Here is a 15,716-nt window from a genome sequence, read left to right on the forward strand (position 1 = left end):
GCAGGAGCGACCGCATGACACAGCCGCAAGGCGCCCACCTGGTGGGCAGCATCAACTTCGACGACGTCGAGACGACTTTCCGCACGTCGGCCGAGTACCTGGGGACGCATCTCAAACGGATCCCCGACGGCGAGGTGGGGGAGCGCTTCCACTGGATCGCCTTCCAGCCGGACCGGCTGGCCGCCGCGGCCGGCCTGGAACGGGTGGGCGATGAACCCATCCGTCTCCGCGAGCTCGACGTCCGGCCGGTGAAGCTCTCGCCGGGGGTCAGCGCGGAGGATCTGGTACTGCCGGCGCTCGGCTATGCCGATGCCGCTCTTGCCTCGTGGGAGGTGTTCTCCCGTCTGCAAGCCGCCGGGGTGATACCGGAGCGACTCCGTTTTCAGGTGTCATTGCCGACGCCGGTGGGAGTGGTGGGGAGCTTCGTCGCCGCCGAGGACCGGGCGTCCTTCGAACCGGTGTACCAGGCGGCGCTGCTCGCCGAGCTGGACAGGATTCTGGACGGGATTCCGCACGAGTCGCTGGCGATCCAATGGGACGCTGCGCTGGAGTTCGCCATCATCGAGGCGGCAGGGTACCGCCAGCAGTCCCGGGCCTGGTTCGAGGATGTCTGGGCCTATCAGGTGGGCCGTCTCGCAGAGCTGATCGAGTGTGTGCCCGGCGAGGTGGAGGTGGGCATCCACCTCTGTTACGGAGACGCCGGGGAGAAGCATTTCGTGGAGCCGTCGGACACCGGAAACCTGGTCCGCTTCGCCAATGAGCTGTCCGCCGCCACCCTGGCCCTCCCCACCTCGAGGGCACTCGACTGGATCCACATCCCGGTGCCGATCGAGCGTGATGACGAGGCGTACTTCGCGCCCCTGGCAGGACTGCGCCTGCCCGATGAGACCGAGTTCTACCTCGGACTGATCCACCGGGAGGACGGTGTCGAAGGGGCCACGCGGCGGATCGCCACCGCGCAGCGCTTCCTCGACAGCTTCGGGGTCGCCACCGAATGCGGTTTCGGGCGGGCACCGGAGGGGACCACCGTGCCGCTTTTCGAGACGCATCGCACGGTGGCCGCAGCCTGGTGATCGCCTGGTCCGGGTGGTTTCCCACCCGGACCAGGCGTGCCGGGCCCGCTCAGAGGGCCCGCTCAGAGGACCCGCTCGGGGCGGGCCAGGATGCCGGGCACGAGCCGGGCGGCCACGGCTGCGGAGAGCCTCACCACGAGGAAGCCGAGCACGAAGACACCTGCGGTCATGATGACGGCCTGTGGCTGGATGAAGAGCGAGAAGCCGAGCAGGGGGAAGATCATGGCCACGGCGCAGATCGCCGAACCTCCCGCCACCATCCACAGGGCCGACATCACGGCCCGGCGGCTCGCCTCGACCATGACCGAGCGGGGAACTCCCAGCCGGTCGAGGGAGACGTGCACGGCTGCGCGGTCCAGGGTGGTGGCAGCCTGGTTGATGCCCACCGAACAGGCCACCATGATGAAGGATGCCACCACCGTGACGATGACGCCTGTGGAGATGTCGCGCATGAGCCATCGGGACCCTTCGTCCATTTCGTGTCCTTCGGTCACGGCGGCCAGGGCCAGGCCCACGGCGGCGAAGACGCCCACGAAGCTCGTCATCGCAACGCCGCTCACCTGACGCCACGCTGCTTTCGGGTCCTCCAGGATCATCCGGGCGGCCAGGAGACGCGCCACGGTGGAGGCTTTCTTGAGCTGACGGCGGGCACAGAAGCGCACGAACCAGGGTCCGATGACGTTCAGAGCCAGGATCGCGCCCCCGAAGACCACCGCCATCGCGGTGACCATGGCGACGATGCCGCCGAACTGGCCCAGCACTCCGAGGCTCTGCATCAGAACGGAGCCGAGCAACACCACCCCGACGGCCACCAGGGCCCGGAGCCAGTGCGCCTTTCCGGCTTGTTGCCGGGTCCGGACCCCGAGCGGAGTCACCACGACGGAACGGAGGCCGACGACGGCGCTCGCGGCCGCCAGCAGGGCGACGGCGAGAAGGGCGACAGGCAGCCACTGCCACGGCAGCCACGCTTTGGCTCCGAGCGCTGCGCCGCGGAAGGGGATCAGACCGACGAAGGGCACTGTCGCGAAGTAGAGCAGCATGCCCAGGAAGGCGCCGGCCAGTGCCGTGAGTGTCGCTTCGATGACGGTGAGGAAGGTGACGGTGCTGGTCGTCGCCCCGAGCAGGCGGAGGGAGGAGAGCCGGTCATCCTGGCGTCGGGCCGCGAGTTTGGCCACCGAGGCGCCGAGGGTGGCGAGCGGGACGAGAAGCAGGACCAGAGCGATGACGGCCAGTACCTGGTAGGTGATGGCGAGATCGTCGTTCCAGAGGAAGAAGGCCTGCGCGCCACCTGTCACGAGGAGCAGAAGCATGGTGACGAGGGCGAAGGAGGCCAACGGCAGCAACGTCGCGAAACGTTCGCCCTCGCGACGTCTGGAGAAGAGCGGAAGCAGGCGCAGGGCCGTGCGCAGACTGGTCATCGACCGGATCCGTTTCCCATGGCGGACAGCGGTGCGGCGGCGGTGTCCGCCACGATGCGCCCGTCGCTCAGAGTGACGATCCGCCCGCATCGCTCGGCGACCTTGGGGTCATGAGTGACCATGATCAAGGTGCGGCCCTCATGCACCGTGCCGAGCAGGATCTGGAGGACTTCGGCGGAGGTGGTGGTGTCGAGAGCCCCGGTCGGCTCATCCGCGAAGATCAGGCGGGCTCCGGTGATGTGGGCGCGCGCGATGGCCACGCGCTGAGCCTGGCCGCCGGACAGCTCACCCAGCCGACGGTCGCCGAGCCCGTTGAGGCCGAGGAAGTCCAGCCACCGTGAGGCTTCGGCTTCCGCCTGTGCCCGGGGCATTCCATTGAGCATCGAGGCGACCGCGACGTTCTCCAGTGCGGTGAGCTCGTTGAGCAGCAGGCCCTGCTGGAACACGAAACCGAAATCCTGCCGTCGCAATGCCGCCCGGGCGGCATCAGGCAGGGACTCCAGCTGAACCGTACCGCTCGGGCCGGCATAGCCGACCGAGCCGTTGCTGGGCCTGATGATGCCGGCAAGGCAGTGCAGCAGGGTGGTCTTACCGGAACCTGACGCACCCATGATCGCAACAGACTCGCCTTGCGTGATCGTCAGGGAGACTCCGTTGAGGGCGGGCCGTGCTTCCCCCGGGTAGCGGACGGACAGCTCACGTGCGTACAGGATTTCACTCATGACTCCAGTCTTGTGGCCTGACGAGCCCAGGACATCGGAGACGGAGATGAATCCGGCAGGGGTGGGTCATACCTCGGTAGGAGCCGTTTGGTCGAAGGACCGCGCCCGGAGCATGAACCCATGCTCCGGGCGCGGTCCTCCGGCATTCGGCGTCGCGGGCCTACTTCCGCAGGTCCGCCGCGATCTGCTGCATGACGCTCGGGTCGGCCAGCGTGGTGGCATCTCCCGGGTCGCGGCCCTCTGCGACGTCTTTCAGGAGGCGTCGCATGATCTTGCCGGAACGGGTCTTCGGCAGCTCCGGCACCACCAGGATGTTCTTCGGCTTGGCGATGGGGCCGATCTCCTTGCCCACGTGGCTGCGGAGCTCCTGAACGGTGGCGTCACCGTTGTTCTCCACACCTTCGCGCAGGATCACGAACGCCACCACGGCCTGGCCGGTGGTTTCGTCATTGGCGCCGACCACGGCGGCTTCTGCGACCGCGGGGTGGCTGACCAGAGCGGATTCGATCTCCGTGGTGGAGAGCCGGTGGCCGGAGACGTTCATGACGTCGTCCACGCGGCCGAGCAGCCAGACGTCGCCGTCCTCGTCCTTCTTGGCGCCGTCTCCGGCGAAGTACATGCCGTCGAAACGTGACCAGTAGGTGTCCTTGAACCGTTCCGGGTCGCCCCAGATGCCGCGGAGCATGGCCGGCCACGGCTCGCGGATCACCAGGAAACCACCGTGCCCGTCAGGGACGGAGGTGCCCATCTCATCCACCACGTCCACTGCGATGCCCGGCAGCGGGACCTGGGCGGAACCCGGCTTGGTCTCAGTGACGCCGGGCAGCGGCGAGATCATGATGCCGCCCGTCTCGGTCTGCCACCAGGTGTCCACGATGGGGGCCTTGCCGGCTCCGATGACCTCCCGGTACCACATCCAGGCCTCGGGGTTGATGGGTTCGCCCACCGAGCCCAGGACGCGGATGGAGGAGAGATCGTACTTCTCAGGGATCTCACGGCCCCATTTCATGAACGTCCGGATGGCCGTGGGGGCGGTGTACAGGATGGAGACCTTGTACTTCTCCACGATCTCCCACCACCGGCCCTGATGCGGGGAGTCCGGGGTCCCCTCGTACATCACCTGGGTGGCACCGTTGATGAGCGGCGCATAGGTGACGTAGGAGTGGCCGGTCACCCATCCGACGTCGGCGGTGCACCAGTAGACATCCGTCTCAGGGTGCAGATCGAAGACGTTGCGGTGTGTGAAGGCCGCCTGGGTGAGGTAGCCGCCGGTGGTGTGCAGGATGCCCTTCGGCTTACCTGTGGTGCCCGAGGTGTACAGGATGAACAGGGGGTGCTCGGAGTCGTGAGGCACGGCGGTGTGATCTGCCGAGGCGGCGCCCACGGTGTCATCCCACCACTGATCGCGGCCCTCGGTCCAGGAGACCGGTTCGCCATTTCGCTTGACGACGACGACGTTCTGCACCGTGTGACCGTCCGCGGACAGCGCCTCATCCACGGCGGGCTTCAACGGGCTGGGCTTTCCACGGCGGAAGGTGCCATCCGACGTGACGACCAGCTTCGCTTCGGCGTCGTCGATCCTGGACCGCAAGGCATCAGCCGAGAATCCGCCGAACACCACGGAATGGATGGCCCCGATGCGGGCGCAGGCCAGCAGCGTGATGACCGCCTCCGGGATCATCGGGAGATAGACGGCCACGCGGTCCCCCTTGCCGACGCCGAGGGACTCGAAGGCGTTGGCGGCCTTCTTCACCTCGTTCGTCAGCTGCGCGTAGGTGTAGCTGCGCGTGTCTCCCGGTTCACCTTCGAAGTGAATGGCCACCCGCTCGCCGAGGCCGTTCTCCACGTGCCGGTCGAGGGCGTTGTAGGCGGCATTGATCTCGCCTCCCACGAACCACTTGGCGAACGGGGCATCGCTCCAGTCCAGGGCGGTCTCGAAGTCCTTGCCCCAGCTCAGCAGTTCACGGGCCTGCTTGGCCCAGAATGCCGGACGGTCTTGCGCCGCTTCGGCATAGAGTTCCGGGCTGTTCACGGACTGTGCCACGAACTCTGCGGAGGGGGCGAAACGGCGGTTCTCATGGAGCAGGTTCTCCAAGGCGTCACCTGCGGCTGGAGTGGTCTCTTCAGACATCCTGGACCCTTCTACTTCATCGGTGAGGTGTATTCCACCGACAACCATAGTCGCCTCCACTGACAAAAGAGTGTCCCCGGTCACAGTGCGGACGCGAACGGACAGGATCGTGCGCCGAACGGTCGAAACCGGCCGGAAAGCCCGCGCCGATGGGACCCGTGCGGGCTAGGCTGGGGGCAAGTCCGCAGCATCACTCCACCGACAGGAGAAACCGCAGATGTCCACGCCAGAGTTCAATCCGCAGGGCCAGCCCACCGGTCCTGGGCCTCAGGATCCCGGTCAGAACCCCGGTCAGAATCCTTGGGCGCAGCAAGCGCAGGGGAACCAGACGCCCTCGTGGCAGGCTGCTCCGCAGCCCGGGGCCGCGCAGCAGCCGGGGGTCTACGGTGGCTGGCCTCAGCATGGCGGACCCGCCGGCCATCCGGGCCTCGGTCAGAGTACTCCGCCCAGCGGCGGAAAGGCTTTCCTGGGTCCGTTCACCCTTCGCGATGTGCTGGTCCTGCTCGCCATCGTCCTGCTCGTGATCGCGGGCGGCTTCTCGGCCGCTGGGAGCGGGCTGTACTTCCTGAATCTGCAATTGCTGGTGATGAACTTCATCTTCCCCCTGGCCGTGGCCGCCGGCTTCGTGGTGCGCAGAGTCAGCCCGACGACGAAGATCCGGCTCGGTTCGTTCTCCCTCGATCAGATGGCGTCCGTGCTGGCCTCATTCGCGCTGCTCAGCCTTGTGGGGCAACTCGGGTACCTGACCTCGAACCTGGCGCGCCTGTATTTCAACGTGGGCGACCTGGTCTTCTCCATCCTTGGAACGGTCCTGTTGTTCCTCACCACCGTGCTGGCCCGCTTCATCCCCGTCTTCGCCGCCGATTTCACGGGACGTGAGGAGACGGTCGCTCACGTCGTCGCACGCGACGGCGTTCCGGCGGCCCGCTCCGCCGCGCCCGGGCAGGCTCCGATGCCCGTGCAGCAGTACCCCAGCACGCCCGGATACGGCTCTGCTCACGGCGCGCCGACGTCGTACGCGCCCCAGGGTGCATCTCAGCAGTTCGCGCCCGGCCAGGGCGCCGCTCCGCTTCACGGCGGGCCCGCGCAGGCTGCCGCCACAGGCGCCCCCGGACAGTCCTGGACCGTTCCCGTTGCTGCTCCGCTCCCGTCCGGTTCTTTTGATGCAGGTCAGCCGGGCGACAGCGGGCCGGTTCCGGCCACTGAGAGTGCCGCGCCGCAGCCCTCGTCCGTCACCCCCGCCGCCCAGGAGACGGCGGTTCCCGGAACTGCGGCGGAGGAGGGACTGGTGTCGGCGGTTCCCGGTGCGGAGACCCCGGTCCATTCCGGGTCGGACGCCCGGGAAGAGACAGCGGACGAGAGGCCCGAGACCCCTGAGCGGACGGACGGCGAGAAGCCGGAGAGCCCGGACGCGGCGGTCTCCGAGCACACGACCGTCGGGGACACACCTGTCGATGAGGCCGGTACCGACGACCTGAACGCTGCGGCGCCGGACGCCGGGACGGACGAGGTGGACGGGCTGCTTGAGGAAGCCGAGTCCCACATCGCCCAGGCCCCTGAGCTCCCGGAGCCGGTTCTCGGTGAGCCCACGCTCAGCGAGGACTCTTTGGATGAGCCCACCGCGACCGAACTGGAGGAGGACCCGGACGACGTCACGGTCTTGCGCAGCGCCTTGCTTGCGGAGCTGAACCAGGACGACGTCGCGCAGAAGGACGCCGGGCCTGCCCAGCAGCCCGGACGCCACAGCGCTCCCGACGACGCTGCTGCCCAGAGCCAGAGCCAGAGCCAGAGCGACAGCACTCAGCCGCAGACCCAGCAGGCCTTCTGGTTCGCTGTGCCGGACCGCCGCCCCGTGGTGGACGAACGCACGGGTGCGCCGGTGTTCGACGCCTTGCCGGGCAAGTGGATCCTTGCTCTGCAGGAAGGCCCGCACGGCCTCGTGGTCCAGAACGAGGACGGCAGGATCGGTCTGCTGCAGGACATCCGGAACATCGAACGGGGCTCCTGAACACCATGACCCAGAAGCCTTCCGGGGATGCCGCGGAGAGCCTGCTCGCGAAGAAGCGCCGGGCACGGAAGATCAACAAGGTGCTGGGGGAGTTCTACCCCTACGCTCACCCTGAACTCGACTTCCGCGACCCCTTCGAGCTGCTCGTGGCGACGGTGCTCTCCGCTCAGACCACCGACGTGCGGGTCAACCAGATCACCCCGGCGCTCTTCGCCCGCTACCCCGGGCCTCTCGAGATGGCACAGGCCGAGCTTCCCGACCTCGAGACGTTCATCCAGCCCACGGGGTTCTTCCGCGCCAAGGCGAAGAACCTCGTGGCCCTGGCGACCCGTCTGGTCGATCATTACGACGGCACGGTCCCGGCCTCGGTCGACGAACTCGTGACGCTGGCCGGAGTGGGACGCAAGACCGCGAATGTCGTCCTGGGAAATGCCTTCGGGATTCCCGGCATCACCGTCGACACCCACTTCGGACGGCTGGCCCGGCGCTTCGAATGGACCGGTTCGGATGATCCGGTGGTGGTCGAGCGCGAAGTCGGCGAGCTGGTCGAGCGTAAGGAATGGACGATGCTCTCGCACCGGGTGGTGTTCCACGGCCGCAGGGTGTGTCATTCGCGCAAACCGGCGTGCGGCGCGTGTGTCGTGGCGCAGTGGTGCCCTTCCTACGGGATGGGCGAGACGGACCCGGTCAAAGCCGCGAAGCTGCTCAAGTACGAGCTGGCCCCTGGGCAGGAGGCGCTGCGTGAGGCCTATCTTGCGCAGACTGAGAATGCAGCGGACATCCGGATGGCCTCCCAACGCGCGCTCGCGAGCGGCGGACGTCCGTGAGCGCGCTCCGGGATCTCCGGGGCTATCCGGACCGGGCCGGGGCCGCACTCGCCGATGAGCTGGCCGGCCGGTGGAACCAGACGTTGACCGCGCCGGAGACGGCGAAGGACGCCGCGGTCCTCATGTTGTTCGCCGCCGCGCCAGGGCATGGAGGGGCGGACCCGGAGCAGCTTCGTCCGGAGCAGCTGGATCTCCTATTGCTGCAGCGCGCGACGACGCTCGGCAGCCATGCGGGCGAGGTCGCCTTCCCGGGCGGCAAGCTGGAGCCCGGAGACGCCGATGAGGCTGCGGCCGCGCTGCGTGAGGCGGTGGAGGAGACAGGGCTGGACCCGTCCGGCGTCGAGATCGTGGGAGCGCTGCCGGTGCACCCTCTCCCGTACAGCAATTTCATGGTCACGCCAGTGCTCGCGTGGTGGAAGACCACGAGTCCGGTGTACGTGGTGGATTGGCGTGAGTCGGCCGAGGTGTTCCGGATTCCGGTGCGCGAGCTGCTGGATCCCCGGCACCGCGTCACCGCCAGTCTGCGCCGTGCCGGGCTGGTGTTCGAGTCTCCGGCCTTCCTGGTCCGGGGCGTGTTCATCTGGGGGTTCACGGGAAAACTGCTCGACGAGACCTTCCACTACCTGGGCTGGGCCCCCGAATGGGACCCGGAACGGAAACATCACTTCACGCTGTGAGGGGCAGGGTCATGCTGGCCCGGTTCCGCTGACATAGCCGGGGGCTCACTTGGCCTGGTCGTACGAATCGACGACGGCGACCGTCAGGGGGAAATCGACCGGGGCCTTCCCGAAGAGCAGCCGTCCGGCCTCACGAGCCGCTTCCTCGACCGCTGCGACGCACCGGGGAATCAACTCGGCAGGTGCATGGATCATGATCTCGTCGTGAAGGAAGAACACCAGCTCCGCCGGGCCGGTGGGAGGAAACACGGTCTCTTCGTGGCCCTCGGGCGCCTCGAAGGCCGCGATCCGCGATCTGATGCCGGCCAGCCAGCACTCCGCCCATTCCGCCGCAGTGCCCTGAACGATGAAGTTCCGGGTGAATCGGCCGCGGGAGCGGGCCCAGGCGTCCGCGCGGCGCTGCTCCTCCTGGCTTTGAGTCCGTTGGGCGGCGTCCCATTCGGGGCCGGGTGGCGGGGTGGAACGGCCGAGCCACGTGGAGACGCTTTCGCCGCGTTCGCCCTGGCGTGCGGCGTCCTCCACCAGCGCGATGGCCCGGGGGTAGAGCTTGCGCAGCTGGGGCATGAGCCGGGCCGATTCGCCTGTCGTAGCGCCGTACATGGCACCCAGCAGTGCCACCTTCGCGGACGAGCGGCTGCCGCCGAAGCCGGCGTCGGCGATCTCCGCATAGAGGTCCTGTTCACGAGCGGCCGCGGCCATACCGGCGTCGCCGGACATCGCCGCCAGAATCCTGGGCTCCACCTGGGATGCATCGGCCACAAGAAGCTTGTACCCCGGCAACGCCCTGGCAGCCCGCCGGACGGTCCGGGGGATCTGCAGCGCTCCGCCACCCCGTGAGGCCCAGCGCCCGGTGACGACTCCTCCGACGACGTAGTCGGGCCGGAAACGCCCGTTGCGGATCCAGGCCTCCAGCCAGGCCCAGCCGTTGGCTGTGTAGAGCCGGGCGAGTTTCTTGTATTCCAGCAGTGGGGCGATGGCCGGGTGGTTGAACGACTGGAGTTCCCACTGACGGGTGGTGCGTACCTCGATACCGTTGCGGTGCAGGGCCTTCAGCAGATCCTGCGGCGAGTCCGGATTGAGCTGCGGGGCGCGGAGTTCGGCGCGCAGCTGCTGTGCGAGCTCCTCCATCCTGGCGGGAGGGCGGCCCGGGGCCGGTTCCGGGCCGAGCGCATCGCTGAGGAGTTCCCGGTGCACCTGTGGATCCCAGGGGACGCCGAGCGACTGCATCTCCGCCGCCACGAGCGACGCGGCGGACTCGGCGGCGAGCAGAAGCCGCAGCCGCACGGGAGCGCGGGAGGACTGGACCGCGTCCAGCTGCGCGGCGAATTCCGCCCGGATCTCGCCGGCCGTTCGTCGATGCCGGGGCGCTTCGAAGAGGCTCTCCTGCAGATCTTCGAGCGGAGTGTCCTCGGTGACCGGGTACGCGGGGGAACCGGTCAGTTCCGTGGCGAGTGCCGCATAGCTGCTGTCCTGCACCAGTTGGGAGAACCGGAGGATCGTCCGGGCCAGGGTCACGTCATGGCATCGTCCCAGCCGGACCCCGGCCGCGAGGAGCGGCGGGTACATCTCAGAGCTGCTGTCCCATACCCACCGGGGCTGTTCCGTGGCCTCCAGATCCGAGACCTCCTTCGGCAGCGCGGCCCGTGACAGCTGCCAAGGTTCTCCGAGCGGGACTCCTGAGGCGTCGAGACGCGCCAGATGGACGGTACCGTCGTCCCCGGACGCCAACAGGATGTGCATTCGTCCATTCTCCTGTGTCCGGCCGACAGAAAAGACATTGAGCCGCCGTGGAATGCCCGCAGTTCAGTTGTCCACATAGCCACCTCCAGGCGATCCATGACCCCTCTGCCCGCCGCAGGCTGTTCTCATGAACGGTCACACGGCGGCACACCCGGACCAGCACGAGCCACCCCGGCACTGGGTCTCGGCGGCACGCGAACCATTTCTGCTGGTCACGGCGCGGGAACCGCTGAAGGACGCGGCACTGACGGCGGCCGCGGCCGCCGGCGTGGAGCTCGTGGTGGTACCGACCCCGGAGGAGGCCTTGCCCCGGTGGGACCGTGCCCAAGCGGTGATCGTGGGCGCGGACGTCCGGCATCTGCCGGCCCGGCGCCGAGGGGTGGACGCACTGCTCGGCACTGACGAGGACGAGGTCTTGTGGGCCCGTGCCGCGCAATGGGGCGTCGAGCGGGTGGCGGTCCTCCCTGCTGCGCTCGCGTGGCTCGCCGAGTTCTTCGGCGGCATGGGCTCTGCACACGACGGCGGCCAGATCGCCGGGGTATGGGGTCCTGTGGGAGGGGCGGGAACATCGACGCTGGCCTCCTGGCTCGCCTTGCACGCGGCGGAATCCGGCCGGGGCACGCTCCTGGTGAACACGTCCCCCTGGGATTCGGGGCTGGTCCATATGCTCTCGGACCGGTCACTCGACGGCCTGGGGTGGGATGACCTGCATCCCGCTTCCGGCGCCATCAGCTCGGAACGGCTGGCAGAAGCTCTTCCTCGCGTAGCCGGGTTCTCCGTGCTCAGCTGGTCGGCGGAAGGTGGCCGGCAGCCGGAAGGGCTGCCTGAACTGCGTGTTCTGGACGCGGCACGGAAGGCCTTTGACCTCGTGGTGCTGGACATCGGCAGCGGCAGCCTCCCTGTCGTCGGGCGTTGGTGTGATTCCCTGACGATCTGCTCACCGCTGTCCCTGAACGCCATGGCGCGGGCTTCGCGAGGACTCGGCGGCCAATCGCTGCCCTCTGCACATCTGGTGGCCCGTTGCCCCGCGCATCAGTCGGCGGAGGCCGAGGAGCTGGCCACGAGGCTCGGCCTTGAATTTCGGGGCGTTCTTCCGACCATCCGGGGTACCGCCCGATCGGCCGACGAAGGCAGGCTGCTCTCCACCGGCCGGTCACGGAAGGTCCGACAGGTGGCGCGCGGAGTCCTCCTCGCCCTCGGTGCCGTGGCATGAAGAACCGGACGGCGACCGGCGGCCGACCGGGAGCTCCGATGCCTGCGGATGCGTTGCCCGCCGCCACCCGACGGGAACTCAGAAAGAGGGGTCCGGACCACGGGGTCTCGCTGCCTGCCGGAATGAGTCTCGCCGGACGGGCCGTCGACGAGGGAGTCCTCGAATCGGTCCGGCGGGACATCCTTCAGGATGCGGGACCTGTGACGGCACGACGGGTCGTGGCCGCAGTGAATTCGACCGGGCGATTCCTCGGTCCGTCCGTCGCTCTGGCCGCCGCCGAGATGATCAACGCGGAACTGAAAGGACTCGGGCCGCTCCAGCCCTTGGCTGACCACCCCGGTACCACGGACATCTTCGTCAACGGGCCGCAGGATGTCTGGCTGGATCGCGGTGAAGGGCTGGAACGCTGTCCGGTGTCACTCGGCTCCGAGGAACAGCTTCGGGCCTTGGCCCAGCGGCTGGTGTCCGCAGGTGGCCGGAGACTGGACGACAGCAACCCGTGCGTCGACGTGCGGCTCAACGGCGGCTATCGGGTACATGCAGTGATTCCGCCTCTCTCGCCCTCGGGAACAGTGCTCTCGATCAGAATCCGCAGGGCACGGCCCTTCACCCTGGACGAGATGCAGGCAGCGGGCATGTTCGGCGAGAATGTCGCGGCCTTGCTACGGCTCCTCGTGGAGCGGCGGCTGAATTTTCTGGTCAGCGGAGCCACGGGGTCGGGTAAGACCACGATGCTTTCGACGTTACTGGGCCTCGTCGACCCCGCCGAGCGTTTGGTGCTGGTGGAGGATGCCGCCGAACTGAATCCTCCGCATCCTCACGCGATCGCCTTGGAAGCACGGCACGGCAACACCGAGGGCAAGGGGGAGATCGACTTGCGCGAGCTGGTGCGGCAATCCTTGCGGATGCGCCCGGATCGGTTGGTGGTCGGCGAATGCCGTGGAGCAGAAGTGCGAGAGCTGCTCATGGCGCTCAATACCGGGCACAGCGGGGCGGGCACACTGCACGCCAACTCGGCAGCCGATGTGCCTGCCCGGCTGGAAGCTCTGTGCGCCCTGGCCGGACTGGGGCCGGAGGCAGCAAGAGCCCAAGTGGCCAGCGCGGTGGATGTCGTGATTCACGTGGTCCGAACCCAGCACGGCCGGAAGCTCGCAGAGCTGAGTGTGGTCGAGGCGAGGGCAGGCCGCCTGACGGTGGTTCCGGCCGTCGGAGGTTCCGGGGAGAATCCACAGCCGGGCCCCGCCTGGGACCGGCTTCGCGAGAAGCTCGGCGGGGAGGCCACGCCATGGTCCTCATAAGTCTTTTCCTCTTTCCGGGGCTGATGCTCCTGTTCGGTGCCGGAACCGCCTGGTGGCATCGGATTCCAGGGCGTCACCAGCCTGGAAATGATCCGGAACCGTTTCCCGGACGGTACCCGCACACCGGTCTGCCGGGCCGTGCACGTGGCCGTCGTTTGGACCGTTCAGCCGTTCTTGAGGCGATGGCAGAGTCGGTCGGGCATCTGGCCGCGCTTCTCCACAGTGGTGGCCGGGCCGGGCACGTCTGGGGAGAGCTGCTGCGATTCCACGATTCGCGTGCGAGGAGTTCGGGTCCCGGCTCACAGCACGCCCGTGCGGTTCTCGCCTCAGCGGCGCACGCCGCGGAACTGGGCGCGAGCCCCGCGCTGGCGATCCGCAAGGAACTCGCGTCCTGGCCGGTCTCAGCCGACAGTGCGGTCCGCGTCGCGAGGGAGTGCTGGGAACGAGTGGCATTGGCCGTCCGTAGCAGCGAACTCAGCGGGTGTCCTTTGGCGTCACTGCTGTCCCGTCTCGCCCTGGACCTGGAGCAGTCCGCGGACGCTGAAGCGGCGCGACAGAGCGCGCTCGCAGGCCCTCGGGCCAGCGTGGCCCTGCTGTCCTGGCTGCCGTTCCTCGGTGGCGGCCTGGGGTTGCTGCTGGGCGTGGATCCAGTGGATGTCCTTCTGGGTTCTCCGCTCGGAGTGCCCGTCCTGGTGCTGGGTCTGCTTTTCTGGGTCCTCGGCCGGTTCTGGTCCCGGAGGCTCGTGGCCGGAGCCGAGGGCATCCGATGAATGTGCTGTCGCTGCTTCTCGTCCTCGCGTTCGGACTGGCTGCATACCTGCTCTGTTCGACCGGTCCTTCGGCAACTCTCAGACGATTCGCCCCGCAAAGGAACACGGTGCCCAGGCTCGCTCCGGGTACGCCATCGGAGACGTCGCGCGCTGGGTCGGAAAGCCGGAACGGCGAAGCTGCAGACGGAGTCTTGCTATTGGAGCTCGCCGGCGTACTTCTCGAAGCGGGACTCAGCGTGCACCGATGTCTTGACGTCCTCTCGGACAGCACGTCGCACGAGGACATTTCCGTGAGCCTGGGCAAGGTGAGCAGCGCGCTCAACATAGGGACGGGCTGGGGCGCTGCGTGGCGTCTCGCGACATCTCCCGTCACGGGCGGCCTCTCGGGAGGACGGCTCCAGCGTGCGCTTCTTGGGCGCCATCGGCCGCGTGGAACCGCGATGGATGCCTTGCAGCTTCTGGAACGTCATCTCGGCTTCGTGGCTCACAGCGGTGCCCCATCGGCGGGGATCCTGTTCGCCGCGGCCGCCGCTGAGCGACGCAGACGCTTCAGAGATGCCGAGCGCAGAGCCGCGGCGTTGGGAGTACGCCTCGTGGTGCCTCTGGGGCTGTGCTCACTCCCGTCCTTCGTCTGTCTGGGCATCGTCCCTCTTGTCCTGGCCCTCCTGCCCGGAGCGGCCTGATACGCCCTCAGGGCATGACGCCTTCAGGGCATGACGCCCCCAGGGGTATGAAAGGAGAACACCATGGAAGACACCGTCAGCACCTCGAGAGGAGACTGCGTTTTTCCCGTGCCGGATGCCGGGAGGAGACAGGCGACAGGCTGGGGCACATTGTTGCTGTTTCACCTTCGGCTGTTCTTGAGCACGGTACGGAGACGCTGGATCGATGCTGGAACGGGCCAGGCCGGGACGTCGACGGCAGAGTATGCCATCGCCACCCTCGCGGCTGTGGCCTTCGCCGGCCTGCTGGTGGTCATCATGCGCAGTGATGAGGTCCGGGGGTTCCTGCTGGCGATCATCCGCACAGCCCTGGCGATTCCGTGAAGTCACCGGCGCCCCGCAGTTGCCCGGAACGGGGAGGCATGACAGCGGAGTTCGCGGTCGTCCTTCCGGTCGTGGTGATGCTCCTGTCTCTGGTGATGGGAGCCGTCGCTGCCGGAACTCAACAACTGAGACTCGAAGAAGCTGCGAGGGCGGCGTCCCGGGCCTTGGCCCGGGGAGACGCACCGGAGGCCGCGAGAGCCATGGCCAAACGGCTCGCAGGGGAAGGGGCGTCTGTCCAGATCACCGACGACGGCGCACAGTTCGTCGCTGCCGTGGTTCAGGCCCGGGCGCCGGGCGTGCTCGGAGCGATGTCTCCTTGGGTTCAATCGGCCCGGTCCACGGCCGCGCGGGAGATCGGGGGTGGACAGGGATGAGCCACACGGCCAGGGAGTCCGCCAAGCCCCTGCAACCCGGGACGGAAGACGGTTCCGGCACGGTGCTGGCGCTGGGGCTTGGCGTGGTGCTGATCCTCGGCCTTGTGCTGCTTGCCATGCTGGCTCAGGCGGCGGCACTCGCGTCCCGTGCGGCGAGTGCCGCCGACCTCTCAGCTCTGGCCGCGGCGGACGCGGCCCGGGGTCTCCTGCGTGGAGATCCTTGTCGTATCGCGTTCGAGGTGGCGAGCAGGCACGGGGCGATCGTCGAAAGCTGCGTTCTCACGGGAGCCGGGGGAGAGATCGCCGAGGTCAGAACGGTCGTGGCAGGTTCCCTGGGCATCGGGACCGGCAAGGCCCGCGCCCGTGCGGGGCCACCGCCTGGGAACGGGTGGTGAAGCCGCCGCTCATGTCGCGGGGCA

15 protein-coding genes are annotated in these 15,716 nt (G+C 68.1%); 11 read left to right on the plus strand and 4 right to left on the minus strand.

Annotation, left to right across the window (positions count from 1 at the left end; genetic code table 11):
* Nucleotides 1-14: 14 nt before the first annotated feature.
* Nucleotides 15-1,073, plus strand: coding sequence for a hypothetical protein (locus tag ACIPXZ_RS11935; RefSeq protein WP_400594307.1), 1,059 nt, complete (start codon nucleotides 15-17; stop codon nucleotides 1,071-1,073).
* A 62-nt stretch (nucleotides 1,074-1,135) separates the two neighbouring features.
* Here the strand turns inward: ACIPXZ_RS11935 and ACIPXZ_RS11940 are convergent, their stop codons facing one another.
* The 3 genes from ACIPXZ_RS11940 to acs form a co-directional block, all read right to left on the minus strand.
* Nucleotides 1,136-2,491, minus strand: a complete 1,356-nt coding sequence (locus ACIPXZ_RS11940; protein WP_400594310.1) for a permease — start codon at nucleotides 2,489-2,491, stop codon at nucleotides 1,136-1,138.
* Nucleotides 2,488-3,213 carry an ABC transporter ATP-binding protein gene (locus ACIPXZ_RS11945; protein WP_400594313.1) on the minus strand — a complete coding sequence of 242 codons (726 nt, stop codon included), beginning with the start codon at nucleotides 3,211-3,213 and terminating at the stop codon, nucleotides 2,488-2,490. Before ACIPXZ_RS11945 ends, ACIPXZ_RS11940 begins: the two co-directional genes overlap by 4 nt.
* Before the next feature lie 160 nt (nucleotides 3,214-3,373).
* Nucleotides 3,374-5,344, minus strand: a complete 1,971-nt coding sequence (acs, locus tag ACIPXZ_RS11950) for an acetate--CoA ligase (protein WP_400594316.1) — start codon at nucleotides 5,342-5,344, stop codon at nucleotides 3,374-3,376.
* A 217-nt stretch (nucleotides 5,345-5,561) separates the two neighbouring features.
* On the opposite strand from acs, the gene ACIPXZ_RS11955 reads away from it, so the two are divergent.
* The 3 genes from ACIPXZ_RS11955 to ACIPXZ_RS11965 are packed head-to-tail and all read left to right on the plus strand — an operon-like array spanning nucleotide 5,562 to nucleotide 8,856.
* Nucleotides 5,562-7,352, plus strand: a complete 1,791-nt coding sequence (locus ACIPXZ_RS11955) for a hypothetical protein (protein ID WP_400594319.1) — start codon at nucleotides 5,562-5,564, stop codon at nucleotides 7,350-7,352.
* A gap of 5 nt (nucleotides 7,353-7,357) precedes the next feature.
* Nucleotides 7,358-8,179, plus strand: a complete 822-nt coding sequence (gene nth / locus ACIPXZ_RS11960; protein WP_400594322.1) for an endonuclease III — start codon at nucleotides 7,358-7,360, stop codon at nucleotides 8,177-8,179.
* Entirely contained in the window at nucleotides 8,176-8,856 is a 681-nt protein-coding gene (locus ACIPXZ_RS11965) for an NUDIX hydrolase (protein ID WP_400594325.1), read from the plus strand. The genes nth and ACIPXZ_RS11965 overlap by 4 nt, the downstream gene beginning before the upstream one ends.
* 45 nt (nucleotides 8,857-8,901) lie before the next feature.
* Here ACIPXZ_RS11965 and ACIPXZ_RS11970 read toward each other — a convergent pair whose 3' ends face one another.
* The gene (locus ACIPXZ_RS11970) at nucleotides 8,902-10,596 is read right to left on the minus strand and encodes a bifunctional 3'-5' exonuclease/DNA polymerase (protein ID WP_400594328.1); all 1,695 of its coding nucleotides are present in this window, start codon (nucleotides 10,594-10,596) and stop codon (nucleotides 8,902-8,904) included.
* A gap of 127 nt (nucleotides 10,597-10,723) precedes the next feature.
* Here ACIPXZ_RS11970 and ssd point away from each other — a divergent pair, with 127 nt between their 5' ends.
* The 7 genes from ssd to ACIPXZ_RS12005 all read left to right on the plus strand — a co-directional run bounded on the left by ssd (nucleotide 10,724) and on the right by ACIPXZ_RS12005 (nucleotide 15,692).
* Entirely contained in the window at nucleotides 10,724-11,809 is a 1,086-nt protein-coding gene (gene ssd, locus ACIPXZ_RS11975) for a septum site-determining protein Ssd (protein ID WP_400594331.1), read from the plus strand.
* Between the two features lie 122 nt (nucleotides 11,810-11,931).
* Complete coding sequence (locus ACIPXZ_RS11980; protein ID WP_400594334.1) at nucleotides 11,932-13,107, plus strand: TadA family conjugal transfer-associated ATPase; 1,176 nt, start codon at nucleotides 11,932-11,934, stop codon at nucleotides 13,105-13,107.
* Nucleotides 13,108-13,289: 182 nt separating this feature from the next.
* Nucleotides 13,290-13,877, plus strand: a complete 588-nt coding sequence (locus ACIPXZ_RS11985) for a hypothetical protein (RefSeq protein ID WP_400594337.1) — start codon at nucleotides 13,290-13,292, stop codon at nucleotides 13,875-13,877.
* A 191-nt stretch (nucleotides 13,878-14,068) separates the two neighbouring features.
* Nucleotides 14,069-14,560, plus strand: coding sequence for a type II secretion system F family protein (locus ACIPXZ_RS11990; protein ID WP_400594340.1), 492 nt, complete (start codon nucleotides 14,069-14,071; stop codon nucleotides 14,558-14,560).
* A gap of 63 nt (nucleotides 14,561-14,623) precedes the next feature.
* A complete protein-coding gene (locus ACIPXZ_RS11995; RefSeq protein WP_400594342.1) occupies nucleotides 14,624-14,923 on the plus strand; it encodes a DUF4244 domain-containing protein in 300 nt (99 codons plus the stop codon).
* A gap of 38 nt (nucleotides 14,924-14,961) precedes the next feature.
* A complete protein-coding gene (locus ACIPXZ_RS12000) occupies nucleotides 14,962-15,297 on the plus strand; it encodes a TadE family type IV pilus minor pilin (RefSeq protein WP_400594345.1) in 336 nt (111 codons plus the stop codon).
* Nucleotides 15,294-15,692 (plus strand): Rv3654c family TadE-like protein, encoded by a 399-nt coding sequence (locus ACIPXZ_RS12005; RefSeq protein WP_400594347.1) that lies wholly within the window; start codon nucleotides 15,294-15,296, stop codon nucleotides 15,690-15,692. Before ACIPXZ_RS12000 ends, ACIPXZ_RS12005 begins: the two co-directional genes overlap by 4 nt.
* Nucleotides 15,693-15,716 lie beyond the last annotated feature (24 nt).

It is taken from the genome of Arthrobacter sp. NPDC090010, from assembly GCF_044748305.1.
Lineage (GTDB): Bacteria > Actinomycetota > Actinomycetes > Actinomycetales > Micrococcaceae > Arthrobacter_E.

Coding starts and splice junctions, on each gene's coding strand:
- ACIPXZ_RS11935 (WP_400594307.1), top strand. CDS start 15: ATGACACAGCCGCAAGGCGCCCACCTGGTGGGCAGCATCAACTTCGAC.
- ACIPXZ_RS11940 (WP_400594310.1), bottom strand. CDS start 2,491: ATGACCAGTCTGCGCACGGCCCTGCGCCTGCTTCCGCTCTTCTCCAGA.
- ACIPXZ_RS11945 (WP_400594313.1), bottom strand. CDS start 3,213: ATGAGTGAAATCCTGTACGCACGTGAGCTGTCCGTCCGCTACCCGGGG.
- acs (WP_400594316.1), bottom strand. CDS start 5,344: ATGTCTGAAGAGACCACTCCAGCCGCAGGTGACGCCTTGGAGAACCTG.
- ACIPXZ_RS11955 (WP_400594319.1), top strand. CDS start 5,562: ATGTCCACGCCAGAGTTCAATCCGCAGGGCCAGCCCACCGGTCCTGGG.
- nth (WP_400594322.1), top strand. CDS start 7,358: ATGACCCAGAAGCCTTCCGGGGATGCCGCGGAGAGCCTGCTCGCGAAG.
- ACIPXZ_RS11970 (WP_400594328.1), bottom strand. CDS start 10,596: ATGCACATCCTGTTGGCGTCCGGGGACGACGGTACCGTCCATCTGGCG.
- ssd (WP_400594331.1), top strand. CDS start 10,724: ATGAACGGTCACACGGCGGCACACCCGGACCAGCACGAGCCACCCCGG.
- ACIPXZ_RS11980 (WP_400594334.1), top strand. CDS start 11,932: ATGAGTCTCGCCGGACGGGCCGTCGACGAGGGAGTCCTCGAATCGGTC.
- ACIPXZ_RS11985 (WP_400594337.1), top strand. CDS start 13,290: ATGGCAGAGTCGGTCGGGCATCTGGCCGCGCTTCTCCACAGTGGTGGC.
- ACIPXZ_RS11995 (WP_400594342.1), top strand. CDS start 14,624: ATGGAAGACACCGTCAGCACCTCGAGAGGAGACTGCGTTTTTCCCGTG.
- ACIPXZ_RS12000 (WP_400594345.1), top strand. CDS start 14,962: ATGACAGCGGAGTTCGCGGTCGTCCTTCCGGTCGTGGTGATGCTCCTG.
- ACIPXZ_RS12005 (WP_400594347.1), top strand. CDS start 15,294: ATGAGCCACACGGCCAGGGAGTCCGCCAAGCCCCTGCAACCCGGGACG.